Origin of the sequence: Bradyrhizobium sp. LHD-71, from assembly GCF_031157255.1 — a bacterium.
GTDB lineage: Bacteria > Pseudomonadota > Alphaproteobacteria > Rhizobiales > Xanthobacteraceae > P52-10.
In genome coordinates, this window is sequence record NZ_JAVIFX010000012.1 from 178,354 (window position 1) to 203,876 (window position 25,523).

General features: G+C 61.3%; 27 protein-coding genes, 1 tRNA gene and 2 pseudogenes. 14 read left to right on the forward strand and 16 right to left on the reverse strand.

All coding sequences use genetic code 11. The annotated features are described in order from the left end of the window. Positions 1-107: 107 nt before the first annotated feature. Entirely contained in the window at positions 108-1,079 is a 972-nt protein-coding gene (locus RCO31_RS15365; RefSeq protein ID WP_308969277.1) for a bifunctional riboflavin kinase/FAD synthetase, read from the reverse strand. Positions 1,080-1,374: 295 nt separating this feature from the next. Between RCO31_RS15365 and RCO31_RS15370 the strand changes: the two genes are divergently transcribed. The 5 genes and pseudogenes from RCO31_RS15370 (at position 1,375) to RCO31_RS15390 (ending at position 3,590) form a co-directional block, all read left to right on the forward strand. Continuing rightward, positions 1,375-1,764 (forward strand): response regulator, encoded by a 390-nt coding sequence (locus RCO31_RS15370; protein ID WP_308969278.1) that lies wholly within the window; start codon positions 1,375-1,377, stop codon positions 1,762-1,764. A gap of 196 nt (positions 1,765-1,960) precedes the next feature. Continuing rightward, a tRNA-Glu gene (locus RCO31_RS15375) sits at positions 1,961-2,035 on the forward strand. A 240-nt stretch (positions 2,036-2,275) separates the two neighbouring features. Beyond that, a complete protein-coding gene (locus RCO31_RS15380; RefSeq protein ID WP_308969279.1) occupies positions 2,276-2,458 on the forward strand; it encodes a hypothetical protein in 183 nt (60 codons plus the stop codon). Positions 2,459-2,590: 132 nt separating this feature from the next. After that, a pseudogene (locus tag RCO31_RS15385) lies at positions 2,591-2,802 on the forward strand (GrlR family regulatory protein); the annotation flags it as partial. 83 nt (positions 2,803-2,885) lie between these two features. Then, positions 2,886-3,590, forward strand: a complete 705-nt coding sequence (locus RCO31_RS15390) for a GrlR family regulatory protein (RefSeq protein WP_308969312.1) — start codon at positions 2,886-2,888, stop codon at positions 3,588-3,590. 164 nt (positions 3,591-3,754) lie between these two features. On the opposite strand, the gene RCO31_RS15395 is transcribed toward RCO31_RS15390, so the two are convergent. From RCO31_RS15395 to RCO31_RS15415, 5 genes are all read right to left on the reverse strand, one after another. Then, positions 3,755-5,254, reverse strand: coding sequence for a tripartite tricarboxylate transporter permease (locus RCO31_RS15395; RefSeq protein WP_308969280.1), 1,500 nt, complete (start codon positions 5,252-5,254; stop codon positions 3,755-3,757). 3 nt (positions 5,255-5,257) lie between these two features. Beyond that, the gene (locus RCO31_RS15400) at positions 5,258-5,728 is read right to left on the reverse strand and encodes a tripartite tricarboxylate transporter TctB family protein (RefSeq protein ID WP_308969281.1); all 471 of its coding nucleotides are present in this window, start codon (positions 5,726-5,728) and stop codon (positions 5,258-5,260) included. Positions 5,729-5,771: 43 nt separating this feature from the next. Then, on the reverse strand, positions 5,772-6,782 hold the full coding sequence (locus tag RCO31_RS15405; RefSeq protein ID WP_308969282.1) for a tripartite tricarboxylate transporter substrate binding protein: 1,011 nt from the start codon (positions 6,780-6,782) through the stop codon (positions 5,772-5,774). 573 nt (positions 6,783-7,355) lie between these two features. Then, a complete protein-coding gene (locus tag RCO31_RS15410; RefSeq protein WP_308969283.1) occupies positions 7,356-8,570 on the reverse strand; it encodes a DegT/DnrJ/EryC1/StrS family aminotransferase in 1,215 nt (404 codons plus the stop codon). 107 nt (positions 8,571-8,677) lie between these two features. After that, positions 8,678-9,733 carry a glycosyltransferase gene (locus tag RCO31_RS15415; protein WP_308969284.1) on the reverse strand — a complete coding sequence of 352 codons (1,056 nt, stop codon included), beginning with the start codon at positions 9,731-9,733 and terminating at the stop codon, positions 8,678-8,680. A gap of 441 nt (positions 9,734-10,174) precedes the next feature. On the opposite strand from RCO31_RS15415, the gene RCO31_RS15420 reads away from it, so the two are divergent. Further along, the gene (locus tag RCO31_RS15420) at positions 10,175-11,224 is read left to right on the forward strand and encodes an acyltransferase (RefSeq protein WP_308969285.1); all 1,050 of its coding nucleotides are present in this window, start codon (positions 10,175-10,177) and stop codon (positions 11,222-11,224) included. A gap of 132 nt (positions 11,225-11,356) precedes the next feature. Here the strand turns inward: RCO31_RS15420 and RCO31_RS15425 are convergent, their stop codons facing one another. The 7 genes and pseudogenes from RCO31_RS15425 to RCO31_RS15455 all read right to left on the reverse strand — a co-directional run. Further along, on the reverse strand, positions 11,357-12,346 hold the full coding sequence (locus RCO31_RS15425; RefSeq protein WP_308969286.1) for an oligopeptide/dipeptide ABC transporter ATP-binding protein: 990 nt from the start codon (positions 12,344-12,346) through the stop codon (positions 11,357-11,359). Continuing rightward, positions 12,343-13,332: an ABC transporter ATP-binding protein gene (locus RCO31_RS15430; protein ID WP_308969287.1), complete on the reverse strand. Its 990-nt coding sequence runs from the start codon at positions 13,330-13,332 to the stop codon at positions 12,343-12,345. Before RCO31_RS15430 ends, RCO31_RS15425 begins: the two co-directional genes overlap by 4 nt. 45 nt (positions 13,333-13,377) lie before the next feature. Continuing rightward, positions 13,378-14,301, reverse strand: coding sequence for an ABC transporter permease (locus RCO31_RS15435; RefSeq protein WP_308969288.1), 924 nt, complete (start codon positions 14,299-14,301; stop codon positions 13,378-13,380). Then, entirely contained in the window at positions 14,298-15,239 is a 942-nt protein-coding gene (locus RCO31_RS15440) for an ABC transporter permease (protein ID WP_308969289.1), read from the reverse strand. Before RCO31_RS15440 ends, RCO31_RS15435 begins: the two co-directional genes overlap by 4 nt. Before the next feature lie 14 nt (positions 15,240-15,253). Continuing rightward, positions 15,254-16,858: an ABC transporter substrate-binding protein gene (locus tag RCO31_RS15445; protein ID WP_308969290.1), complete on the reverse strand. Its 1,605-nt coding sequence runs from the start codon at positions 16,856-16,858 to the stop codon at positions 15,254-15,256. Positions 16,859-17,207: 349 nt separating this feature from the next. After that, entirely contained in the window at positions 17,208-18,377 is a 1,170-nt protein-coding gene (locus RCO31_RS15450; RefSeq protein WP_308969291.1) for an amidohydrolase/deacetylase family metallohydrolase, read from the reverse strand. A 176-nt stretch (positions 18,378-18,553) separates the two neighbouring features. Further along, a pseudogene (locus RCO31_RS15455) lies at positions 18,554-18,886 on the reverse strand (nitroreductase family protein); the annotation flags it as partial. A gap of 929 nt (positions 18,887-19,815) precedes the next feature. Here RCO31_RS15455 and RCO31_RS15460 point away from each other — a divergent pair. Both RCO31_RS15460 and RCO31_RS15465 read left to right on the forward strand, forming a co-directional pair. Continuing rightward, positions 19,816-20,007, forward strand: coding sequence for a hypothetical protein (locus RCO31_RS15460; RefSeq protein WP_308969292.1), 192 nt, complete (start codon positions 19,816-19,818; stop codon positions 20,005-20,007). 159 nt (positions 20,008-20,166) lie between these two features. Further along, positions 20,167-20,313, forward strand: coding sequence for a hypothetical protein (locus tag RCO31_RS15465; protein WP_308969293.1), 147 nt, complete (start codon positions 20,167-20,169; stop codon positions 20,311-20,313). 58 nt (positions 20,314-20,371) lie between these two features. On the opposite strand, the gene RCO31_RS15470 is transcribed toward RCO31_RS15465, so the two are convergent. Both RCO31_RS15470 and RCO31_RS15475 read right to left on the reverse strand, forming a co-directional pair. After that, the gene (locus tag RCO31_RS15470) at positions 20,372-21,181 is read right to left on the reverse strand and encodes a transglutaminase family protein (protein ID WP_308969294.1); all 810 of its coding nucleotides are present in this window, start codon (positions 21,179-21,181) and stop codon (positions 20,372-20,374) included. 77 nt (positions 21,182-21,258) lie between these two features. Continuing rightward, the gene (locus tag RCO31_RS15475) at positions 21,259-21,534 is read right to left on the reverse strand and encodes a hypothetical protein (RefSeq protein WP_308969295.1); all 276 of its coding nucleotides are present in this window, start codon (positions 21,532-21,534) and stop codon (positions 21,259-21,261) included. On the opposite strand from RCO31_RS15475, the gene RCO31_RS15480 reads away from it, so the two are divergent. The 5 genes from RCO31_RS15480 (at position 21,534) to RCO31_RS15500 (ending at position 23,565) form a co-directional block, all read left to right on the forward strand. Next, positions 21,534-22,022: a hypothetical protein gene (locus RCO31_RS15480; RefSeq protein WP_308969296.1), complete on the forward strand. Its 489-nt coding sequence runs from the start codon at positions 21,534-21,536 to the stop codon at positions 22,020-22,022. The genes RCO31_RS15475 and RCO31_RS15480 overlap by 1 nt on opposite strands. An 85-nt stretch (positions 22,023-22,107) precedes the next feature. Then, positions 22,108-22,341, forward strand: a complete 234-nt coding sequence (locus RCO31_RS15485) for a hypothetical protein (protein ID WP_374991490.1) — start codon at positions 22,108-22,110, stop codon at positions 22,339-22,341. 189 nt (positions 22,342-22,530) lie between these two features. Next, positions 22,531-22,743: a hypothetical protein gene (locus tag RCO31_RS15490; RefSeq protein ID WP_308969297.1), complete on the forward strand. Its 213-nt coding sequence runs from the start codon at positions 22,531-22,533 to the stop codon at positions 22,741-22,743. 218 nt (positions 22,744-22,961) lie between these two features. Beyond that, on the forward strand, positions 22,962-23,180 hold the full coding sequence (locus tag RCO31_RS15495; RefSeq protein ID WP_308969298.1) for a hypothetical protein: 219 nt from the start codon (positions 22,962-22,964) through the stop codon (positions 23,178-23,180). A 121-nt stretch (positions 23,181-23,301) separates the two neighbouring features. Beyond that, the gene (locus RCO31_RS15500; RefSeq protein ID WP_308969299.1) at positions 23,302-23,565 is read left to right on the forward strand and encodes a DUF1488 domain-containing protein; all 264 of its coding nucleotides are present in this window, start codon (positions 23,302-23,304) and stop codon (positions 23,563-23,565) included. A gap of 108 nt (positions 23,566-23,673) precedes the next feature. Here the strand turns inward: RCO31_RS15500 and RCO31_RS15505 are convergent, their stop codons facing one another. Then, entirely contained in the window at positions 23,674-24,693 is a 1,020-nt protein-coding gene (locus RCO31_RS15505; protein WP_308969300.1) for a 1-aminocyclopropane-1-carboxylate deaminase, read from the reverse strand. A gap of 141 nt (positions 24,694-24,834) precedes the next feature. Here RCO31_RS15505 and RCO31_RS15510 point away from each other — a divergent pair, with 141 nt between their 5' ends. Then, a complete protein-coding gene (locus tag RCO31_RS15510) occupies positions 24,835-25,311 on the forward strand; it encodes an Lrp/AsnC ligand binding domain-containing protein (RefSeq protein WP_308969301.1) in 477 nt (158 codons plus the stop codon). Positions 25,312-25,523: the final 212 nt, after the last annotated feature.

Genomic DNA, 25,523 nt, shown 5'->3' on the forward strand with positions numbered 1-25,523 from the left:
GAGGACGCTCAGGCGGAAGCCGGGCCGCTAATGCCTATAATAATGAGCCGGACTGACATGCGCGGCTTTTAGCAGGGGGACGGCGCATGAGGAAGGGTGAAAAGCCCCTATCCGATCTCGCCCAGGGCCGGAAACGCGCCCGGATTGGCCGATAGCACGGCCTTTGCCCGGGCCGAATCGTCGTCCATCTGGCGGATCAGCGCATCGATCGAGTCGAACTTCAGTTCGGGCCGGATGAAGGCGATGAAGGCAATGTCCAGCGTCTTGCCGTAAAGGTCGCCCTTGAAGTCGAACAGGAAGGTTTCCAAGAGCGGTGCGCCGTTGTCGAAGGTGGGCCTGCGGCCGAAGCTCGCCACGCCGTCGTAGCGCTCGCCGTTGAGGGCCGCGCGCACCGCGTAGATGCCGTGGCGGAGCGAAACGGCCGGATCGAGCCGCATGTTGGCGGTCGGATAACCGAGGTCGCGGCCGCGCTTCTCGCCGTGGATGACTTTCGACGTGACGAACCACGGATAGCCGAGCATCGCGGTCGCCTTGTCGAGATCGCCGTTCGACAGCGCCTCGCGAATCGCCGTGGAGGAGACCGCTTGGCCTGCGATGTCGAAATGCGACTCCACATGCACATCGATCTTCAGGCGCGGCGCTTCGGCCTGCAGCAGCGCCGGCGAGCCGGCGCGCCCCTTGCCGAAGTGGAAATCATAGCCGACGGCGAGGCCCGAGATGCCGAGCCGCTCGACCAGGTCGTGGTTAATGAAATCCTGGGCCGAGGTCGCGGCGCGGGCGGCATCGAAGGTCATCACCACCGCGCCGTCGAGCCCGGTGCCGGCCAGAAGCCGCAGCTTGTCGACTTCGTCGGTCAGGCGGAACTGCGGCGCGCCGCGGTTGAAGAAGTCTCTGGGGTGCGGCTCGAACGTCATGGCGTAGGCGAGGCTGCCGCGCGAGCGCGCCATTCTTTGGGCGGCGCCGATCACCGCGCGGTGGCCGAGGTGCACGCCGTCGAAATTTCCGAGCGCGATCACCGCACCTTTCGGTATCGCGTTGGGCGGTGTGGTGTCGCGGATCACAAGAAAGCGGGAGGTCATCGTTTGCGGCGGTGGCGTCTCGACTGAATGGGCGGCGACCGTGAGGCTGCAATGGCGGGTAAGTCAAGCCGATGCTAACCATTCCTCCTCTGCGCGGCTTGCCGGATACCGTATTTGCACGCTGCGCCCGCCCTGGGAATGGCCGATTAACGGGCCGTTTAAGGACGAATGCTAGGTCTTGCCCCGGCTGGGGGCCTGCCGGATCTTCCTTCATCGGGCTTTTAACGATTTGTTCGCGGTCCCTCCAACCCGCCATGAAACAGGCGGGCGCGCAAGGCATGCAGGAGCAGAAGCTATGGCCGTTGACCTTTCGATGTCGGTTCTGGTGGTGGACGACTACAACACCATGATCCGCATCATCCGCAACCTTCTCAAGCAACTTGGCTTCGAGAACATCGACGACGCCAGCGACGGCTCGGCGGCGCTGAACAAGATGCGGACGAAGAAGTACGGCCTGGTGATCTCCGACTGGAATATGGAGCCGATGACCGGCTTTGACCTGCTGAAGGAAGTGCGTGGCGACCCGAATCTGGCGATGACGCCGTTCATCATGGTGACCGCGGAATCGAAGACGGAGAACGTCATCGCCGCGAAGAAGGCCGGCGTGAACAATTACATCGTCAAGCCCTTCAACGCCGCGACGCTGAAGACCAAGATCGAGGCGGTTTTCCCGGACCACGGCTGAGTTCCAGCGCCCGCGCTTTATTAAGGAATCCCGTGATGCCCGCGCGCAGCGCCGCCGCGGGTATCCACGTTTACGGCCTTTCCGCGACAAAGACGGGGCTAGGCGTCACTGTGCTGGGCTTGACGGACACGCAGGCAGCAATCCGCATATTCCTCGCTTGCAGCGAGCCGCCCAAGCGGCTAATTCCTTGAACCGTGCTCCCTTCGTCTAGCGGTTAGGACGCGGCCCTCTCAAGGCTGAAACAGGGGTTCGATTCCCCTAGGGAGCGCCAGCGGCTCTAGAAGCGCTGATAGATCAGAAACCTACGTCAAATCATGGCTTTGGCTGCGTTCAGCACTGGGACGTAGCTTTGCGATGCGCGCACTGCCTCTGAGACGACCCTCTCAGGTGGCCAATGGGCATACCGATTGCTTCGCCTCTTTTTACTGAGAGTGCTCCTACGAGTGGAGGAGGCGCTTAGGGGTTCCTAAGCGTCTAAGGGGTGTTCAAGAGGTTCAGCTAGGAGGTCCTCATGTCTGATCGCATGGCGGAGACTGCTCAACTGTTCCACGTAATCGAGGCTGTGGCTGAAGAGCTGCGACGGCAAGGCCTCTGGGAGCTGCTGACCCTGCACGGCCTCGACCTGCGAGAGCTGGCGAAGGTGGCGATCAAGGCGGCTGAAGGTGGGACTGCGGGGGACCTTGAGAGGCACTGAGAGGGTCGTCCCGGAAAAATTCGAGCGACCATCGATCAAGGGGTGGCGCATCGTGCTCGCTCATTGCGCGTGGCTTTCATGCTTCCAATGCTGTTGGCGAATGTTTGCATGCCCGCACGCGATGTGACGCGATACGTCTCGGCGAACAGCCGCTGGAAAGGCGAGATGTTGAACCAGGAGCACACGCCGCAAAAGGGTGAGATCCCGGTGTTCGGCGGCTACGAGGTCGGTGTCGGTTCTCCGGAACCTGCGACGGCCAGAGCGCAGAGCTGGAAGCCGCCGCCTTCGCCGGGAAGCGCAGCCTTCGGCTGACCGCGGCGTTAAAGCTGATCCGCAAGGCCTAAGCTGTTGTAGCTGACGCAGCCTGTTTGCTTCGAGCCGCGTTGTGCCTATTGTGCTGCCGGGTTGGCGCAGCGGGACGGTCGCCTTGAAAGAAGGCCTCTACAAGTGTGTGTACACAGTGGGCGGCGCGGTCGGTCGTAGCGTGTTGTACGTGCACGGTGGACAGATGCTTGGCGGCAACTCGGCCTTCGCGCATTTCGGCACCTATATCATCCGCGAGGGCGAAATCATCGTCGAGATCGAGACCCGGCGTCACAATGAGGACCCCAATTACCCTGCGATGCTCGGTCGGGACGTCGGCTTGATCAACGTCAAAGGCAAGTTCATTGACGGGCGATATTGCTTCGAAGGCACGACGCCGCAGATACCTGGCGCCGTCTTCCGCTCGCAGATGTGGGCGATCGACAGCGAGGCGGCACACGCGCCCGGTGCGGTCGGTGAGGGCGGCATCGCCAACGGCCTCTTCTCGATCCACATCCGCACCCTCGACGGTATCGACGGCGGGCTGACCGGAGTGATGCTGCTGCATGACGGGCGCATCCTCGGCGGCGACGCGTTCTTCTATTATGTCGGCACCTACACCTCAGCGAACGGCCGCTGGAAAGGCGAGATGCTGAACCAGGAGCACACGCCGTCAAAGGGTGAGATCCCGGTGTTCGGCGGCTACGAGGTGGGCATCGGCTTCTCCGGGACGTGCGACGATCATGAAGCAGAACTTCAGGCAACGGCTTTCACTGGTAAACGCAGCCTGCGCTTGGCCGCAGCGCTGCAACTGATCCGCAAGGCGTGACGGAGGCGGGTTCGTGCCTGCCGGCAGCGCCGCCCGTGCGAGGCGGCGTCGGGGCCTCCAGCCGCACATCGCGCCCTTAACCACGGCGTAACCTGCCTGGCGTGGAAGAGACCCTTGCGGCTGTGTCGGCTCTGGTCGAAGATCAAAATCAAAGCCGCAATAATTCAGGATGCGAGCACCCGCTTGCCGCGCCGCGCGCGCATTGCGGCCATCAGGGGAAACAACAGGGCGAGCAGCGCGAGCGCGAGGATGAATGCGCTCACCGGTCGCGTCACGAAAATCTCCGTGCTCCCCAGCGACATCTGCAACGACTGGCGCAGGGCCTTCTCGAGCATCGGGCCGAGGACCAGCGCCAGCACCAGCGGCGCGGCCGGATAGCCGTAGAGGCGCATCACAAAGCCTATTGCGCCGAAGACGATAGCCACGCCCACGTTAAAGAGACTGTTCTCCGCGCTGTACACGCCGATCAGCGCGATGCCGATGATGAACGGAATGAGGACACTGTAGGGAACACGCAAGATGCTTGCGAACATCGGCGCGAGCGGCAGATTCAAGATGAGCAACATCACGTTGCCGATATACATGCTCGCGACCAGCCCCCAGAACACGTCCGGATGGGTGCTCATCAGCAACGGCCCCGGTTGCATGCCGTGCAGCGTCAGCGCGCCAAGCATCACTGCGGTCGTGCCCGATCCTGGAATGCCGAGCGCCATCAGCGGGATCAGGGCTCCGGTGGATGCGGAGTTGTTGGCCGATTCGGGGGCGGCAACGCCCTCGATCGCTCCGGTGCCGAACTTCTCCGGGTGCTTGGAGATGCGTTTCTCAATTGCATACGCGAGGAAGGAAGCGATGGTCGCGCCGGCGCCCGGCAGCACGCCGACGAAGAAACCAACGAGCGTGCCGCGGGCCACGCCGCCGCGCGAGTCGCGCCAGTCCTGCCGCGTGGGCAACAATCCGCTCAGTTTCGCCTTGATGGGCTCGGCGCGCACCGGCTTGTACAAATTGAACAGCAGCTCACCCACGGCGAAAAGACCGACCGCAACCGGCAAGAAGTCGAGCCCGTCCAGCAGGTTCACGTTGTCGAACGTGAATCGTGGCGCACCGAGCATGAGGTCGATGCCGACGGTGCCAAGCATGAGCCCCACGAGCGCCATGACCAGCGCCTTGAGGATGGATCCGCTGGTGAGGCCCGCGAGTGCCGTCAACCCGAGCACCATGAGCGCGAAATATTCGGGCGGGCCGAACGTCACCGCCACATCGGCGAGCGGCGGAGCGGCGACCATGAGCAACACGACGCTTACGGTGCCGGCAATGAACGAGCCGATGGCGGCCATGCCCAGCGCCGCACCCGCGCGCCCCTTGAGCGCCATCTGGTAGCCGTCGAGCGTCGTCATCACCGACGCCGACTCGCCGGGCGTGTTGATCAACACAGAGGTGATGGTGCCCCCGTACATTGCGCCGTAATAGATCCCCGCCAGCATGATCATTGCGGTGACCGGCGATATGCCGACAGTCACGGGCAACAACAGGGCGACCCCGGCAGACGGCCCGATACCGGGCAAGGCGCCGATGACGGTGCCGAGAAAGACGCCGATGAAGGCGAGCAGCAGATTGGTCGGGGTGAGCGCGATCGAGAATCCGAGCAGCAGGTCGTTGAATTCCATGGCTCAGAATCCCAGCGGTCCACTCGGAATTGGCACACCGAGGAGGCGAACGAATACCAGGTCGATGAAGCAGACCGTCGCCACGCTCGCACCGACGCCAAGCAGGAACGGCAACCGCTGTACGGCCAGTGTCAGGAACAGCAGGAAGACCAGCATCGACGGCATGAGTCCGAGCCGCGGCGCGATGATCAGCATCACGACGAGCCCGATGAGTGTCGCACCGACACGGAACAGGCCCGCTCTGTCGAGCGGTTCTGTGCCGTCCCCGATCGGATGATCTTGCCCCGACGCCGTGCGCCATGCGTTGCCGGCGATCAATAGCGAAAGGATGAGGCCGATGGCGCTGATCCAGACCGGCGCGAAGCCCGGACCTGGCGCGAACTCGGAGCTGTACTGAAAGGACGAGGCCTCCCACAACAAGCCACCGAAGATCGCTGCCAGCAGCAGCCCGGCAAACATGTCGGGGCGGCTCATGGGCGTAAATCTTCGCCGGGCATCGCGGATCGCAGCACGACTGCTACTGCTTCTTGGCGATGCCGAGCTCCGTCAGGATCTCGGCGTAGTACTGGTGCTGTTCGGCCACGTACTTCTCGGCATCCTTGCCTATTCTGAGCAGCGGACGCAGGCCATTGTCGCTCATGTATTTCTTGAAGCCGTCGGACTGGAAGAGTTTCGCCATCACGTTCTGCCAGTACAGCGACTGCTGCTCGGTAATGCCGCCGGTCACGATGACACCGCGATGCTGCTCGAGGGTGACATCGAATCCCTGCTCGCGGGCGGTTGGCACGTTTGGCCAGTTCTCCAGGCGCTCCGGCGAGAACATCGCGATCGGCCGCAGGCGGCCCGCCGCGATGAGCGGCGCCGCCTCGCTGGGATTCGGCCCGGCGAGGTCAACACTGCCACCGAGCAGCGCCGCGTTCGCTTCGCCCCCGCTCTGGACCACGATGTAGTTGAGCTTGATGCCGGCCGCTTTCTCCAGTCGGTTCTCGAGAATGCTGTCGGAGGAGCCGACGCTGGTGCCGCCAATGCGGATGCTGTTCGGCTTCTGCCGCGCCGCCTCCACCAGGTCCTTGAGCGTCTTGTAAGGCGATTCCGAGCGCACCACCGCCACGTAGTCCTCGACGCAGAGCACGGCGACGTTGGTGAAATCCTTGTAGCTCGACGGCGAATGACCTTGGATGGGCGTGGTCAGGTAGCTGCTGGTGGCGGTCGCGATGACATGCGGATCGCCACGCCTGGCGTTGACGTAGGCGTACGCCACGGCGCCGCTGCCGCCGGGCTTGTTCACCACCTTGATGGGGACGTTGACCAGGCCCTCCTTGGTCATGAGGTCGGCCATGATGCGGGCGAAAAGATCGCTGCCGCCGCCGGCACCAGCCTGTACGACGAACTCGATCGGGCGCTCGGGCTTCCAGCTCGACGGGGGCAGGTTCGGAATGTCCGTGCTGCTCTGGGCGAGAGCCGTGGCCAGCGGAGCGAGCATGATCGCGGTCGCGATGAACGCAGGAGCAAGCGCACGAAAGCGCATGACCGGGCCTCCCTTAGTACATTATGTCAGCGGCTGAGGCCCTTATGCTCGTGGTACGCTGACCGCGATTCGGACGCTCTGAGTCGACTGATATTATTTTGTTTCAGACTGCAGCGATTTACGACGCGGTGTCAAATCGCGATCATCGATCATAGCGATTTGCGCACTGTCGACTGGGCAGGACGACGCCACAAGAAATGCGTGGAGGTGGAGCTGGACCGGCGGTCGGTACAAAATCACAGACAGGGGAGCTGAGCCTGAGCCCTTGGCAGTTCCGGTCGAATGCCAGCGCTCCGGAAAATTCTGGCGAAGTGCAGCCGGCGCCGGCTCATAGTTCCAGACCGCGACTCGCTTCGGGCCTGGCACGAACGTCAGGTGGTGTTGCGTCGTTCTCGGCAAGTTGCGCTGCGGTGAACCGAAAGCACCACATGATCCACAGCGGCCTTCTGTCCGTGATCGCGCTTGCGTGCCTTGGACGCGCTTCAGTGTCCGGGCGACGCCATCGGCGTCGATCCGGTGGTTGCGGGGGCAGCCATCATCATGTGTGCTGCCTCCGCTTCTGCCCCTTCGGCTTTAGCCCACGCTCCTCACTTTTGCTCGCGCTGTCATCGGCCAATCCGGTATGGCGGAGGGACTCGGCAGCTTGCTCGACCGGCCTGCTGTTTTCAAGAAGGTCTTCAGCAAGTCACACACCCTGTCCACCTGAGCCTCGCTAAGCTCAAGCGCTGACGGGAGATTGAATGCTCTCGGGCTTATGGAATAAGCGACACTGTTGCCCTTTTGCGCTTCCTCCACCTTCGGGTATCCCGCGAAGGCCGGCAGCGAGCTCATGGGATGGAAAAACGGCCTGACGTCCAATCCATATTCCTCAAACCTGCTTCGTACGTCTGCGGTCGTCAGTCCAATCGAAGGATCGAGAACGACAGTCGTCATCCAGTAGCTGTTCACAAATTCCGGCGGCTCTGCGTTCAGGGCCAATCCCGGGACGTCCCCCAGCCGCATCCTGTACCACTCAAAAATTCTGCGCTTCTTCGCGAGAAGCTCGTCTATTCTCTCCAACTGCGCCAGACCGAAGGCTGCTTGCAGATCGCTCATTCGGTATTTGTATGCGACCTCTGTATTGAGAAAATTCTTGTAGTTGGCCCGACTGCGTCCGTGATCGCGAAGAAACTGGGCTCTTTCGAAGATTGCTTCGTCATCCGTAACAAACATCCCTCCTTCCCCGGTTGTCAGGGTCTTCGTTCCTCCAAAACTGAAGGCCGCGACGTCTGCGGCGCTTCCTGACATCTTGCCTGAATGCTTTCCGCCCAATGACTGAGCCGCATCCTCAATCACGTGAATTTTGAACTTTTCCGCAATCTTGCGGATCGCCGGCATGTCTGCCGGCAGACCGTAGAGTCCGACCGGAATTACCGCTCGCGTTTTCGGCGTAACGAGTCGCTCGATCGACTCAGGCGAAATGCACCATGTCGTCGGGTCAATGTCCGCGAAGACGGGCTGCGCGCCGACGTAGGTAATGATCGCTGCGCTCGCAATCCAGGAACATTCAGGGACGATGACTTCGTCGCCTTCTTTGATCCCTAGTGCAAGCAGCGCCAGATGAAGAGCCGAGGTGCAATGCGGAACGGCAATTGCGTGACGCACCCCGACGTAGTCGGCGAAAGATTGCTCAAATCGACGGGTGAACGTGTAGGCTCCCCGATACCAAGCATCCCGCGCCGCCTCTGCAACATATGCCACCTCGAGTTCGCTGACCGAGGGTCCCGCATACGGTATGTACTCCGTCATGATACTCAACTCCGCTACTGACACGACAAAATTTAGCGCCCCACGAGAGGGCGTACGATAGCCGACCTATGATCTCAGCTTTATGTCCCCGTGCCCCCTCGCGCGACTCAGATGCCCATACGTCTCGCGCGCCGTTTCCAGAAGTACCTTTGAAAGAGTCTTTGAAATATGCCCACCCACAGATCAGGCATCAGACCAGCTGCCCTTGGCCCCATCCGAGCCCTGAGCGCCCAGGCGAACTCTCTTCCCGCGCTCGAAGTGGTCGAAGGGTCAAGCGTATCTGCAAATACTAGTAGCGGCTTGTAGTCGGAGCTGGCCGAACTTCTGCCGGCGAGCGAGAATTCGCGCGCCGCGCGATACCTGGTTTCTTTGGCCAAGGCCTTCCGTACCAACAGTTCCCAAGTCGCCTTCTTGGAATTTGAATTGACGGTCAGCAGGAACTGCTCGAACGCTGACCAGCGCTGCTGCATCTCCATCAAAACATTGCGCCGATACGCGGCCGAATGGTTCGAACGATGCCGACGAGACAGCGCCTGAAGGTGGCCAGGTAGATACGCCACGTCCCTTTCAGACGCGATCCGCAGCCACAAGTACAGGTCGAATGTGTGAGGCAGTTCAGGGCTCGATGCGCCGACCTTTCGGAGCATCTCAGTCCTGAACATGGCCTCCGGTGCGAAAATCGGATTAATGCCGCTGCGACAGCGCTCCGTTATCCAAACGTCACCCGAGTGAATAACAGGAGGCGACCCGCTCATCGCATAGGGGAGCTCGGTGGGCGCTTCGTCTCCCGAGAACTCATCCGCGGGCCCAAAAACCAGACCAACATTCGGATGACGCTCCATGAAAGCGAGTGAACGAGCAAGAGATCCTGAAGTCAGCAAATCGTCGGCGCACAAAAGAACCGCATACTCTCCTCTCACTTCGGACCAGCAGCGATTTATGGAGGCGACGATTCCCTCATTATTGGTGAAGCTGACGAGGCGAACATTCGGATATTCGTTCGCCAAAGAGCGCGCTATATCCAGCGATCCATCCGTTGAGCCGTTCTCGACTATGACGACTTCATGGTCGACGCCAGGTTGCTCGACAGCACTTCGGACACACTGCCGCAAATATTTGCCGTAGTTGTATGATGGAATGACTACTGAAACTTTTGGCGACATCTCCAATATTATACTGAGAACAAGCTGGCTCAGACTTGACGACCGTCAAGTCTGTCGAGTTTTTCCCCCGCAGGCTCATAGGTTGGTTTATTCGAGTACCGAAGTTCTGCATGCGTGGCCGATTTTTGACACGCGTCTGCGACAAGCTCGCTCACGTGACGGATCTCTGATCTGGAAAATGACATCTGCGCATGCGAGAGGCCTTCACCATAGCGCCTTTGTGCCTACGAGCTGCTTTTGCCTGTGTGCCTTTGCAGTGCACGCATTTCAAAAGTCAGGTTCATTGAACCGCATACCCCGACAATGCCTGGCGCCGCGGGATGTCTGTCAGAAAACGTGGTGGTATCTCAGTCCGCGCTCTCGAGCCCGCGGTCGCGCCGTCCTTAATGCTCCTGCCGGAGGGTTATGGTATTAATTCTCCCGGGCGGGGGACGCTGGGGGATGATCTATTTTCCGCGGATCCAAGTATTGCGCGCCTTGGCGGCGAACGCTGTCGCGCTATCGCATCTCGCTATTATCGAACAAAAATATTCGGCGACAACGTTGCTTCCGCGCGAATTGATCAGCGCAGGTCACATCGGCGTCAATTGCTTCTTTGTCGTCTCCGGCTTCATCATGGCCAACATCGTGCAGCGCGAGCCATCGGCCCGTCGTTTTCTGCTCGCCCGCATCAGTCGAATTTATCCAACCTATTGGTTCTACACGGTGATCGTTCTTGCGATCTTCTGGACAACGCCCGCGATCGTGAACTCGAGCGCTACGATCGAGCCAACCCTTTGGAAATCGTTTCTTCTGTGGCCGGACGCAGCACTGCCGCTGCTCAACGTGGGCTGGTCGCTGATCTACGAGATGTGGTTTTATCTCGTCCTGTTCGGTGCAATCGTCCTCCGATTGGATCTGGCGATCGTGCTGTGCGTCTGGACGATCGCTCTGATCTTCGCGCCGTCCGCGACCACGCCGGAAACCGCCGTCGTATTCAGCCCGCTGGGATTTCTGTTCATTGCAGGCGCCGCGGTTGGCCTGCTTGTGAACTCCGGCTTCAAGCGAGGGCGCGCCGCCGCCCTGGCCATCGGCTGCGTCGCGCTTGTTGCGGGGACGATATTCTGGCTGCGATCGTATCAGGTCGGGATAGAAACGGCCTGGATCTGGATGGGCCTGCCGTTCGCCCTCATTGTCTATGGATGCTCCAGTCCGGGGTCATCGAAAGCCGACAAATCACTTATCGAAGATCTCGGGGATGCGTCCTATTCGCTCTACCTCGGACACATCCTCACGCTTTCGGCGCTGGGGCGGCTTTATAGTCTTTACCCGGGGCGAAGCAGCATTGTAGGGCTGTTCTTCCTTCTGACCTGCATGATTGCCGCGAACATTGCGGCCATCTTCAGCTATCGCCTGCTTGAGCGGCCATTGATTGCTGCCGTGAGATCGCAGGCCGGCAAGGCCCATGGCTCTTGCAAAGACCTTAGTATCAATGTGAGCCGTCATCCCTGACCTGCCACCGCCACAGGGCGGCGCTCCGGGGAGCAAATTCGCGCGACGCCCGACCGCGATCCGCAGAGGTGTGACCTCGTCGGTGCCGATGATGATACGCTCCACAGGTCGAGGCGATCCGCGTCATCCCGATCACCTCGCGGTATCCGGCAGGGCTTCGAGATGACACGCCACCCACTGATCTGCTCCGGTCGAACGAAGCTCCGGCTCCTCGCTCCGGCAACGATCGAAGGCGAACGGACAGCGGGTATGAAAGCGGCATCCTCTTGGTGGATTGATCGGGCTCGGCACGTCGCCTTTCAGAATCATGGGGTTGCGGGCGGCGCCAGGGTCCGGCACGGGCACGGCCGAGAGCAGGGCCTTCGTGTAGGGATGCTTCGGCGCGGTAAAGATTTGCCGCTTGGGGGCCAGCTCGACGATCTTGCCAAGATACATGACCGCGACACGGTGCGTCATGTGCTCGACGATCGCCAGGTCATGGCTGATGAACAGCAACGCGAGGCCGAACTCCTCTTGCAACTCCTGCAACAGGTTGACGATCTGCGCCTTGACCGAGACGTCCAGCGCCGACACCGCCTCGTCGCAGACGATCAATTCGGGTTCGGCTGCGAGCGCCCTCGCGATGCCGATGCGCTGGCGCTGGCCGCCCGAGAATTCATGCGGCCTTCGGTTCAGCGCGTCGTGAGGCAAGCGGACCGTGTCTATCAGCGCCGCAAGCTTCGCCTCGAGTTCGGCGGGTGACCTGGCGAGACCGAAATTGCGGATCGGCTCGGCCAGGATATCGCGCACCCGCATGCGCGGATTGAGACTGGAGTAAGGGTCCTGGAACACGACCTGCACGCGGCGGCGCATGCTGCGCAGCCCAGCGGGTGAAAGACGGTCGATCCGCTTGCCGTCCAGCACCACCTGGCCGGCGGTGATGTCAAACAGCCGCAGGATTGCTCGGCCGACCGTCGACTTGCCACAGCCGGACTCGCCGACGAGCGACAGCGTCTCGCCGCGCGCGACCTCGAACGACACGCCGTCCACGGCGTAGACCCAACTCGGTTTGCGCTTGAACAGTCCGTCGCGGACCGGAAAATGCTTCTTGAGGTCGTTGACCTGGAGCAGCGGGGTGCTCATGCGGCGGCCGCCGCCTTGGGCGCATAGTGGCAGGCGGCGATGTGGCGCGGCGCCTTCGCTTCGAGGCCGGGCGCGACGTCGCGACAGAGATCGGTCGCGAGCGAACATCGCCCGGCAAAGACGCAGCCCTCGATCCGCTGCTTGAGGCCGGGCACCTGTCCCGGAATCTCGGCGAGGCGTCCCGTGGTTCCGGTGAACGAGGCTCCGAGCTTGGGCACCGCGCCGAGCAGCCCCTGCGTATAGGGATGCCGGGGCGAGCGGAACAGTTCGCGCACCGGTGCCTCCTCAACCTTGCGCCCGGCATACATGACCATGACGCGCTCGGCGATTTCGGCGACAACGCCGAGATCATGGGTGATCAGAACGATCGCCGCGCCGACGCGGCGCTTGAGGTCCAGCATCAAGTGCAGGATCTGGGCCTGAATCGTGACGTCGAGCGCCGTGGTCGGCTCGTCGGCGATCAAGAGTTTCGGGTTGCAGGCGAGCGCCATGGCGATCATCACGCGCTGGCGCATGCCGCCGGAGAGCTGATGCGGATATTCGCTCACGCGCCGCTCCGGCTCCGGGATACCAACCAACGTCAGCATCTCGATGGCGCGCGCCTCTGCGGCTTTGCGATCGAGTTGCTGATGCATCCGTAGTGTCTCGCCGATCTGACGGCCGACGGTCAGCACGGGATTGAGACTTGTCATCGGCTCCTGGAAGATCATCGAGATGTCGTTGCCGCGGAAGGCGCGCATCTCGCGATCGGAGAGTTGCAGCAATTCTTTTCCCTGCAAGCGGACCGAGCCCGCTATCTTGCCCGGCGGCTCGGGGATCAGCCGCATCATCGACATGGCGGTGACCGACTTGCCGCAGCCGGATTCGCCGACGATGGCCAGCGTCTCGCCTTCGTCGACATGGAAGGAGACGCCGTCGACGGCGCGGTTGATACCCTCAGGTGTACGGAAATGGGTCTGCAGATCTTTAACTTCGAGCAATGCCATCGGATCAGAACCTCGTTCGAACCGGTCCAGTTCGCCTGAGAGTGCCTACAGATTTTTGGCCATGCGCGGATCGAGCGCATCACGCAGGCCGTCCCCGAGCAGGTTGACCGCGAGCACGGTGACAGACAGAAACGCAGCGGGAAAAAACACGATGTAGGGCTTCACCTGCCACAGGGCTCGACCCTCGGCCATGATGTTGCCCCAGGACGGAATCGTCGGTGGCGTGCCGGCGCCGATAAAGGAGAGGATCGATTCCACGATCATCGCGCTTGCGCAGATATAGGTCGCCTGCACCAGCATCGGCGCCAGCGTGTTGGGCAGGATGTGGCGCAGGATGATCATCGGCGTTCGCGTGCCGGAGGCGATGGCGGCGTCCACATAGGGCTGCTCGCGCAGCGACAGCACGACGCCACGCACGAGGCGCGACACACGTGGGATTTCGGCGATCGTGATGGCCAGGATGACGTTGCCGACACTGCCGCGCGTCAACGCCATGAGCGCAATGGCGAGCAGGATCGGCGGTATCGACATCAGCCCGTCCATGACCCGCATCAGGATGCTGTCCGCCCAGCGGACGAAACCCGCGATGAGGCCGATCGCGAGTCCGGCAAGCGAGGCGAGCAGCGCCACTGAAAGGCCAACACTGAGCGAGATCCGCGCTCCATAGAGCACGCGAGAATAGATGTCGCGGCCCAAAAGGTCGCTGCCGAACCAGAAATCCGCAGACGGCGCGCGCGTGCGCTTGGCGGGTGCGAGTGCGGTCGGGTCGACGGTGCCGAGAAAGGGCGCGAAGATTCCGACCAGGACGAGGCAAAGCAGCAAGGCTCCGCCGAACGCGACGGTCGGATGGCTGCGCAGGAAACCCAAGACACCGCGCCGGACCTTCACCGGCAGCAGCAGGTCGGGAAGTTGCGGCGCGACGACAAGGCCGGGCGGCAGCGACGCAGTGCTGGTGGCAGAGACAGTCAATAGCGGATCCTCGGGTCGACCAGGGTGTAGGTGAGGTCAACCAGCAGATTGACCAGCACGTAGACAAAGCTGAACAGGAGGACGATGCCCTGGATGACGGGATAGTCGCGGCGCAGGATGGCGTCGATCGTCAGTCGGCCGAGGCCAGGGATCGCGAACACGCTTTCGGTCACCACCGCGCCGCCGATGAGCAGGGCAATGCCGAGACCGATCACTGTCACGATCGGAACGGCTGCGTTTTTCAGTGCATGAATGAACAGGATGGTGCGCTGTCCGAGGCCCTTCGCGCGGGCGGTGCGGATATAGTCCTGCTGCAGCACCTCGAGCATCGCGGCACGCGTGATGCGCGCGATCAGCGCGATGTAGACAAAGCCGAGCGCAACGGCCGGGAGGATCAGGTTCTCCAGCCATGGCCAGAAGCCATTCGCGAGCGGCGTGTAACCCTGCACGGGAAGCCATTCGAGCTCAAGCGCGAAGACGTAGGCGAGAACGTATCCGACGACAAAGACGGGAAGCGAGAAGCCGAACACGGCAAACGCCATGATGGTGCGGTCCAGCAAGCTGCCTGCCTTCCACGCCGCCACCACGCCGAGCGGCACCGCGACCAGAATGGTCAGGACGAGGGTGATCGCCATCAGCGAGAGCGTTGGCTCGATGCGCTGCGCGATCATCGCGCCGACCGGCAGGTTGGTGAAGATCGAGGTGCCGAGATCGAAGTGCAGGATGCGCCAGAGCCAGGTTCCGAACTGGACCAGAAACGGCCGATCGAGACCAAGGCTTTGGCGAATACGCTCGACATCGGCGGGGCTCGCATTGTCGCCCGCGATCACCGCTGCCGGATCGCCCGGCGCGATATAAAGGAGACTGAAGACGAACAGCGCAACGATCGCCATCACCGGCAAGGTCGCGAGAATGCGCCTGACGATATATGAGAGCATGGCTCACCACACCGTCATGCGGTCTTCGATACGCCCCAGAAGAAGGGCAGGGGTCCTTTCGCGATGCCAGAGATGTTTTTGCGCCAAGCCGTGTAGCTCAGGAAGAACCCGGTCGGTGCATAGATGACGTCCTCGAGTGCAGCGTTGTTGAGGCGATCGACCGTGGCCTTCTCCTCATCGGGAGTCTTGGCGTCGAACCAGGCCGCGACTTCCTTTTCCACTGCCGCGCTCGTTGGCCAGCCGAACCACGCGTTGTCGCCGGTGCCGCGAATGGCGTTGTAGGCGGCGGGATTGATGCAGTCGGCGCCGGAGTGCCAGGTGTGGAACACCTGCCAGCCTCCCTGACCAGGAGGCGTCTTCTGCGCGCGGCGCGAGCCGACCGTGCCCCAATCCGTGGCGATGAAGTCGACATTCATGCCCATCTGCTTCAACAGATCGGCAGTGACATCGCCAAAGGCCTTGGTGATCGGCTGGTCCTGCGCCACCAGGCACGTGACCGGCTGGCCCGAATAGCCACTCTCGGCAAGCAGCTTCTTGGCCGCCGCGAAATCGCGCTTGCCTTTCAGGATAGCGCCGCCTTCCTCGGAGTAGAGCGGCGTATCCGGCGTGAAGAAGCCCGGCAGCGGTTTCCAGAGTGAAGCGTCGTCGCCAACCAGCGCGCGCATGTAGTCTTCCTGACTCAGCGCCGCGAGCACGGCGCGTCGCGCCTTCACATGATTGAACGGCGGATGCAGGTGGTTCATCCGGAACGAACCGATGTTGCCGAGCGGGTCGGCGATGTCGACGCTGATGTTGCGGTTCTTCTTGAGCACCGGCACGAGATCGGTGATCGGATTCTCCCACCAATCGACCTCGCCGTTCTGCAGCGCACCCGCCGCCGTGGCGGGATCCGGCATCACCACCCATTCCACGCGTTCGACCAGCATCTGCTTGCCGCCTGCGAGCCACGACGCTTTCTCCTGCCGCGGCACGTAGTCGGTAAACTTCTCGAACACCGACTTGGCGCCGGGCACCCACTCGTCCTTCACGAACTTCATCGGGCCCGAGCCGGTGTATTCAGCAATCTGCTTGAACGGGTCGGTCTGGGCGAGACGCTCCGGCATGATGAAGGCGCAGGGCGTGCTGTTCTTGCCGAGCGCGAAGAGCATCTTCGGATAAGCCTGCTTCAGCGACCATTTGAAGGTTTTGTCGTCGACCGAAGTGAGCTCGTTCTGGATCGCCTTGAGCATCAGCCCCATGGGATCGCGGGCTGACCAGCGATTAAGGCTCGCCACCGCGTCCCTGGCCAACACCGGCTCGCCGTCGTGGAATCTCAGCCCCGGCCGCAGCCGAAAAGTCCACGTCAACCCGTCGTCGGACACCTCCTCGGCTTCGACCATCTGGCGCTGCGGCTGCAGCTTGTCGTCAATGCCATAGAGCGTATCCCACACCAGCGCGGCTGCGTTACGCACGACATACTGGGTCCCCCAGATCGGATCGAAGTTGGCGAGGTTCGCCTGCGGCACGAAGCGCAAGGTCCGCGCCGCGGCGCCCTGCGAAAGCGCCGGCATCGAAAGCCCACCCGTCGCCGCCAGGCCGCCAAGGCCGGTCAATCCTTTCAACAAAGTCCTGCGATGCATGAAGCTCTCCCGGTCTTAGTTGCTACAGCGGTTCCACCCATTTCATTGGCAAATGAAGCGGCCGGTTCAAACGACCGGCGTCTTTTTCGTGCAAATGATATGCCAGCGCGACGGCCGGCTCCACCGAAAGATCGGATCGCTCAATCCGAAGTTCGCCATACTCTGCAGCGAGCTCGGAGCGAACTTCAGATTCGATCAGGACACTAGTAAGTTTATGATTCTAGTGTCGTTTATGGATCAGAGATTCGCACGACGGACTCGCGGCAACCATGGTGCAAATTTCTGATCCACGACACCAGGCGCATCGTTGCGCGATCACTTTTTTCGGTCCACTTCGGGGTCGGAACACTCAGCCGGCGGCTCGCCCGATATTCGCCACCTGTTTCGGGTGCCACCAGCGGCCGCCAATGACGACTCCTTCGGACACGATCTTGCGGTCGCCGATCAGGTGCTCCTCTGTGACGTCGACATAGTCGAACTGGCCTTGCTTGATCGAGATCAGCGTGGCGTCGCCGACGCTTCCCACCTTGAGGCTGCCGAGTTCAGGACGCCGCAGCGCCATCGCCGCATTGACGGTCGACGCTGCCACCACGTCGGGAAGCGACATGCCCATGCACAAGAATTTCGACATGGTGGTCACTTGATCGAAGGCAGGGCCGTCGATGCACAGCGTGTGAACGTCCGACGAGATGGTGTCGGGATAGAAGCCGTTGGCGAGCATCGCCCGCGCAGTCTTGAAGGCGAACGAGCCCTTGCCGTGGCCGATGTCGAACAATACGCCGCGTTCGCGCGCCTCCAGCACCACCTTTTTCACTGTGCCCTGGCCGGTGGCGGGTGTATTGGGGAACGGCCGGAACGCATGGGTGAGAACGTCGCCTGGCCGCAGAAGGCTGACGACCTCCTCGTAGGTGGGCGGTGGATGGTCGATGTGCGCCATCAGCGGCATTCCGACCTGCTCGGCGACCTCGAGCGCGATTTGCAGCGGCACGATGCCGGAGGTACCTGACGAGCCGCGGCCGACCCGCACCTTGATGCCGACGATGAGATCGCGGTTCTGCTCCGCCACGGCGACGGCGTCGATCGGATTCATCAGCCGGACTTCCTCGCTCTCGCCGACCATCACCCGGTGCGAGAAGCCGTAGATGCCGGCGTGCGAGACATGCAGATAGGCGAGAATGCGGATCTGGCTCCGCTCGATCACGTGTTTGCGAAAGCCCGCGAAATTGCCCGGACCGGCGCTGCCGGTGTCGACCGCGGTCGTGACGCCGGAGGTGCGGCAGAACTCCTCCGCGTCGATGCCAAGCGAGGTGCCGCCCCAATAGACATGGGTGTGCAGATCGATCAAACCCGGCGTGACGATATAGCCCGACACGTCGCGCACGTCGGTTGTCGGATCAGCCTTGAGCGCGTCTCCGATCATCGCCACCTTGCCGGCGGCGAAGGCGACATTTGTCACCGCGTCGAGCTTCTGGGACGGGTCGATGACGCGGCCGCCGCGGAGAATCAGGTCGAAAGGCATTGCTGTCTCCAGATGTGGCAGAAGGAAGCAATGAAGCGTGTCAATTGCGCGGCACCGCGCCTGCCGACCAGCGTGTTCAGCGGCGACGCAGGGGGCGGGATCAGGGTCATTGATATTTTCCCTGATTGTTACCTGATGCGCAACAAGCACGCGGCGTTCGGGCACACAATGTCGGCGTCTGCGAACACGGCCAGGTGACCCGGTGCCTCCTCGAGGCCGGCGAGCTTGAGGGCCGCGTACCGCGCCGCGCGTTCGCCGGAATAAGAATGCAACGCATCGGCGTTGCAGGACTTGAAGTCGACGATCACGGCGCGACGTCTCGCTAGGTCCTCAACGACCACGAACCGCCAAGGCTGGCTCAGGCCGACCGACGGGGAAAGACAGGCGATCTCGATCAGCTGTTCCATTGCGCCATCCGGGAGTGGATCGCGACGAAATCGCCGGACATCGCGGCGCCGCACGAACAGCTCATGAAGTTGCCGACGAAAAGCCTTGTCGAATGAGACCATCGGAGTCGTTGCCACGTTTGCATTCTCACGCTGACGGGACGCACGAGCGCTCCTGCCACGAAACTCTTTATCGAGCGGCCCCTCAGGTCACAGACCGTTAGCTGGATCTGATGACGACAGTGCTGTACCCGACATCGCGCACCTATCACTCTCCGCGTGCTGGCAATAGCGAAACAAGTAAACCTCTGAGCAGGCGCGCTCCGCGCCGGGCGCGCGAAGCCTTGGCGAATTGCTCCTTCTTTCCGCCGATAACGAGCGTCTCATCAGCGTGACATACTTCGTTCGTGCTGCTGATCCAGTCGCCTTACGTCTGCTGGCCCGCGACGGACATGGGCGCAATCAGGTTTTCGCGAGTTCTCCACCACACCATTCGCTTCGCCCCGTGGAAGCTGATCGCGAGCCGCCTTGGCGATTTAGCGAGCATGCCGACACCGCCGGTGCCAATGCGTGAGGATACACGCCCTGGCGTCGACTTGCGCGACCTGGGCCTTCTCCAAGAAAAAAGCCCGGCGAGTGCCGGGCTTCTTCCTCATCTACCCAAGGGGGCAAAATTACTTCTGTTGTGCTGGCTTCTCGGAGGCGGGCTTGCTGTCCCCCTGGTTCTGCTGAGGGGCCGGCTTATTCTCAACCGCCGGCGAGGTCTGGGGGGCTTCTTTGGAAAGATCTTTATTATCGGTCATAGTATTTCCCTTCCGGAAATACCCAGAAAATATTTTCCAGGTACTGGGGAATGTGGTAATTCTCTTGCGAGATACAAGTAAATACCAAAAAATACTTGCACAAATATTCGCGAAATCGCGCTTCGGTCGAAAATTTTGACTCGCTACTTTTCCGTTTGCGGCACATTGTGAATCATCGCCGTTCCACATGAGGTATCTTCCGGCGACTGAGAGACCGGTTGCGCTCCCGCCAAACGAAGGGAGCTGCGTGTGAAAAACGATACGCCCCACTTCTTTCTTTCCCCTGCCGAGTTGGACAACCGCTCGAGCGAGAGTCATGCGCTCGCGAAACTACTTCCGCCCGGCAAGACTCGGGATCGCATCCTGAAGGCAGCTCGCCAAGACGAGGCGATGGCCGAGATGAAGCGCCGCGTCGCCAAGGGCGGCGATGCTGCTGCTTGACAGTCGCCGCGGAGAACCAAGTACGAAGAGCTGTCGCTTCGCAAGACGGTCCGGCGGGCCGGACTGCGGACGGTCGGTCGACTGGTCGCTCGGAACTGGAGCTGCGGCACGCCGGAGATGATGCGTTGCTGAACTGCAATCGCCAAACAGGAGGACGATATGGCCAAAGGCAAGATGAAGGGAAACAAGGAAGCCAAGAAGCCGAAAGCCGATAAGCCTAAAGGCTCCGGTTCGGCCTACAAGCAAGCGCAGAGCAAAGCTGGTGCAAGTACAACCCCGTTCATCAGGAAAGCCCAGTTGGGGTGACTGGCTTGCAGAAAGGATGGCAAGTATCCCGCGCCCCCCGAGCGCAGGGCGGAGCGGTCTAAGCCCGGGCTTCTTCTGCCCAGACGCGGAAAGTCGACAGGGTGCCAGGACCGAAAATGTGAGTCAGCGGCACATCAGCAGCGTCGCGGCCGTACGCGATCAGGATGCGACCGATCCGTGGGGCATTATTGCGCGGGTCGAATGCATGCCATCGGTCGCCGAGATAAACTTCGATCCATGCGGCAAAATCCATCGGTGGGTACGGCGGCGGAAGGCCGATGTCGGTGATGTAGCCGGTGCAATAACGCGCCGGGATGTTCAGGCAGCGGCAAAAGGTTACCGCAAGATGCGCGAAGTCGCGGCAAACTCCGTGGCGTTGCTGGAACGTCTCGAACGCGGTGCGGGTGGGACGGGAATGCTCGTATCCGAAGGTGATGTGATTGTGCACGAAGTCGCAGATTGCCTGAACCCGCGGCCTGCCGAGCGGTGTCGGTCCGAACAGACGCCAAGCCTCGTCGGATAGTAGATCGGTCTCGCAATAGCGGCTGCCCAGCAGAAACAAGAGTGTGTCCGCCGGAAGGTGTTGAATCTGGTGCTGCCGGGCGTCCGGCTCGATCGAGTCCGGGTTTCCCGTATCACGAATGACAGCATCGGTCCCGAGAGTGAACCGGCCGGCAGGGGCGACAAGGCGGCTGCACCAATTGCCAAAGCTATCGCGATAGCCCTCGACAGGCACGGACGGCGTCGTGGTCAGGTAGTCCGGACGCTCAAGCTCGGAGACGCGCGTGAAGTGCACGTTCAACGCTGCGATCATCGGCGTGGTTCGCGGAAAGTCGAAGCTCAGCTCGCAACCGATATGGATACGCATCAAGATGTCCGTCCCTGGAGTGGCCGCAGAACGCAACGCCCCGGGACTTAACCACAGCCCCGGTCGTCCGGCGTGTCCTAATTTTCGCCACCCGTCTGCGCGGCCCGTCGGCACTGTTCCGGCGTCGGAGGTCTTTGCTCCGTCCTGACCAGCCGACCTCGACCAGCCCTGGCCTCGCGCAGGACCAACCGGCGATCCAGCGCGTCAAGTTCGAAGATCTCGGCCCGTTCGGCATCGCCGTCGAATTCGCGCCAGGCGTTGGCGGCAATCCAGCGCAGGGCCTGTGCGATATCGGCAAACGGCGGAGCGATACTCGGCTCTTCGAACCCGCAACGCACCTTGACGACATACATTGCGCAACCTGCCTTCCGGCAACTGCCGGCTCACATCCGGAGACGGCAGTCAGCTCGTTATGAACTTAATGCTCACCGCACAAGGCAAGGCGGTGCGAAATACTTTAGTTCTTACAAAGAAACATCTGGCTATTGGCCGCGAACAAGCGCACACGTCTAATGTGTTCGACTGCAATGACAAGATCGCCCCCGTAACTGACGATCCGGTCGATCTCGACAAGCATCGCGGCATGGCCGCGCAGAAGGCGACCGATGTTCGCCGATTGCTTCTTGATGTCGAGGCCAACAGTCAGATGCTACGCAAGCGGCAGAGCGAGCTGGAGGCTCAGTTGCTGGCACTACCGGCGGCATGTTGGCCCGAAGCCGCGGTCAAGGTGCGCTATCTTCTGACGCACTACCAGCAGGCACTCGGCCGTGAGGACACCCTGCATCACCGCCTGGTTGAGGCTGTGCTGGCAGATCTTAATCGATTGCTGGGAGACGCCTGAGCTCATTCCGTCCGCAGCGCTCGGTTTTCGTGTGTTGCTTGATTTCATGCGCACTCCGCACATGCGGCACAACAGAAAGATCGACATGACCAATCTCTCGCCGCGCCACGTCCAGCTCGAAGAGGCCCTTCGCCTCGGCGTGGAGTCGGGGTGGTACAGCACCAAAGTTAGCGGAACGTTCGTGACCGGTCCGCATGCGACGCGGCAAGAGTGTTCCTTGAAGATTGCCGAGCTCAATCCGCCGCCGTCGAAACGAAAGCTGAAAGAAGCGCGTGCAGATCACGCGGTTGAGAGTTCCGAATCTCAGGTGAAGGCTTGACGCCACGCGGCACGCCGTCCTGCATCGGCCGGTTCAGCGAACGTTCAGCCAAACCGGCAACTCCGAGAGACTGCAATGCGCAGGAAGGCATGTCTTGACCACAGAATGCGTCCGTCACATTCAGCGTGTGTCTACGTGCCTCAAATGCCATCGATATCTTTTCCGGGGGAGTAATCTCGGCAGGTTTCCATGCCGCGCCAGGTCAGCGAGATGACAGAACCACAGAAGGGCGTGATCGTGTCGGCGAACTTGCGCGCGAATGCCTTCCCGAAGGAAGGATTTTCGATGGTGGTGGATGGTAAGTTCAAGCAGCACTTCGCCACGTTGGAAGACGCGCAGAAAGCCGCGATAAGCCTGAAGACCAAGTGCGCGACGTCATCACAACCGCACGTAGTCCTGTAAACCTGCCTGATTAGCTGCGCGAACATTTGGGCGTGTGTTCAGCGCCGAGAAGCCATGCCGAATTTTCCAGGGCCCGTTAGGGGAAATCGATAGCTATTGGCCAGCATTGGGCGCACAATCGCAGCGAAGGCCTGATCGGCGGTCGGCAATGACGGGTCAGACTGAGCACTATTCGCCGCCGAACGAAAGACCCCATGACACGAGAAACGATTTACCTCGTGCAGGCCTTTACCGCGGGCAAGGGAGAAAGTCTGAAGGGCGATCCGCCGATTTCCTGCAAATCTGCTGAAGGTGCACAGCGGACAGCGAAGAGACTTGCGTCGAGCAAAGTCGGTGTTGTCGCGTTCTCCTCGTCGGGAGATCCGGAAATGGGTGATTATGACGATGAGCCGACGGTCATTCTCAGGATTGGCCGATTGCCCGCTGCATTCGAATAACCGACCATCGCCTTGCAACACAGCCGAAGGGCGCTTGCGAGGAAATTTCTGCAACACCGAGGATGTGCATCCTCCCCGTATCGACACTTGATGGCCTTTCGAACAAGCGCAGGGAGGACCGATGCCCTTGATATTTCCAAACGAGAGCCGAAGCTACGATTCCGCTCGGGGAGCAGTCCGATTCTGGGGTTACCAGAGCTCAATGGAGTTCTCATTCTTTGTGACAACAGGCGCCCTCAAGAAAGTTCAGCCAGATATGGCGCCCGATGAAGCCGGTTTCCTCGATGCCTTCGACACCAATCGCGATCGGATCTGCGCGATCGCTGCTGTGGTGTACGCGCGAGGTCGCAAAGGCTCGTACGAACTGGTCTCATCAGACTTCTAGCGCGACCGGTACGCGCGGGCGCGAAGAAGGATTCGTTTGAAGACGTCCATCTCCGTGTGGGCTTCGTTGACCCCAGCCTCTCCGAAGACGATGTCGCACGCCATCAGCTCAACCGTCCTTGTAGTAATAGCTGTACCCGTTGAGGGCGGGCGCGCCGCCAAGGTGGGCATAGAGGATCCGCGAGCTCTCGGGGAAGAACCCCTTGCGCGCCAGATCGATCATGCCTTGCATCGATTTGCCTTCGTACACCGGATCGGTGATCATCGCCTCGGTTCGGGCGGCGAGGCGGATCGCCTCGTTGGTGGCGTCGGAGGGCACGCCATAGGCTGGATAAGCGTAGTCCGGATTGATGACGATCTCGTCCTCACGAACAGCGCGGCCCAGTTCGACAAGCGCGGCGGTGTCGTCGACGATCCGGCGCACCTGCGCGCGGGTCTGCGCGATCGTTCCGGATGCATCGATGCCGATGACGCGCTCGGCCCGCTTCTGGGCGGCGAAGCCGACGATCATGCCGGCCTGCGTCGAGCCCGTGACGACGCAGACGATGACGTAGTCGAAGGCGAAGCCAAGCTTGTCTTCCTGTTCGGCAACTTCCTCAGCGAAGCCGACATAGCCGAGCGCGCCATACTTGTGCATCGAGGCGCCGGCCGGGATCGGGTAGGGCTTTCCGCCAGCGTCCTTGACCGACTGGATGGCGTTTTCCCAGCTCTCGCGGATGCCGATGTCGAAGCCCGCATCGACCAGACGGCTGTCGGCCCCCATGAGTCGTGTCATCAGGATGTTGCCGACGCGATCATAGACCGCGTCATGGTGCGGAACCCATTTTTCCTGGACCACCACGCATTTCAGCCCAAGCTTCGCGGCGGTCGCGGCGACCATGCGCGTGTGGTTCGACTGGACGCCGCCGATTGAAACCAGCGTATCGGCACCCGAAGCGATCACATCCGGCACGATGTATTCCAGCTTCCGGAGCTTGTTCCCGCCCATGGCGAGCCCCGAATTGCAGTCGTCGCGCTTGGCGTAGATCTGGACCTTGCCGCCGAGTGCTTCGGACAGCCGCGGCAGATGCTCGATTGGCGTCGGGCCGAATGTCAGCGGGTATCGTTTGAACTTCTGCAAGAGTGACAATGGCTGCCTCCGTCAACGTTTGATGGGCGGAGAATAAGACATTGCCGGCGAAAGGTGCTCTCCAACTCAGGCTGCTTCCTTCCGGATTGCTTCGCCATGACGTATGTTTGGCAATCATCTGCGTCATGATGGCGGGAAAATATGGAAGATTCTTTCATCATCGCTCTGGATCGGACCGACATCAGGATCTTGCGGGTGCTGCAGGCCGAAGGACGGCTGACGAATGCTGAACTTGCCGTCCGGGTGAACGTCAGCCCCGCCACGTGCCACCGGCGAACGCAGCGCCTGCTCGACGAAGGCTGCATCACCGGCGTCCGGGCGGAGATCGCGCCGGCGGCCGTCGGTCTCGGTGCGCTCGTCATGGTGGGCGTGGTGCTCGATCGGTCCACGCCGGAGAGCTTCGGCGCGTTCGAGGAGGCTGTTCTCAAGCTGAAGGAGGTCCTCGACTGCAACCTCGTGGCGGGCGATTTCGACTATCTGCTGAAGATCCGTGTCCGCGACATGGCCGACTTCAACAAGCTGCACGGCCAGAAGCTGATCGCCCTGCCGGGCGTCAGACAAACTCGAACCTTCTTCGTTATGAAGGAGGTCAAGGAGAATGCGCGACTGCCGTTCTGATGGCAGCCGGTCATTGCTGTACGCGCTCAGATGCGATGGCGCCGGACGTCAATCCAGCAATGAGAGCGGGATGGTTGTCGGTCCGGACAGAATATGTGTCTCTATCGGACTAGTGTCCCGAATCCGAAGTTCGCCGTACTTTGCAGCGAGCTCAGAGCGAACTTCGGATTCGATCAGGACACTAGCAAGTTTATGATTCTAGTGTCGTTTAT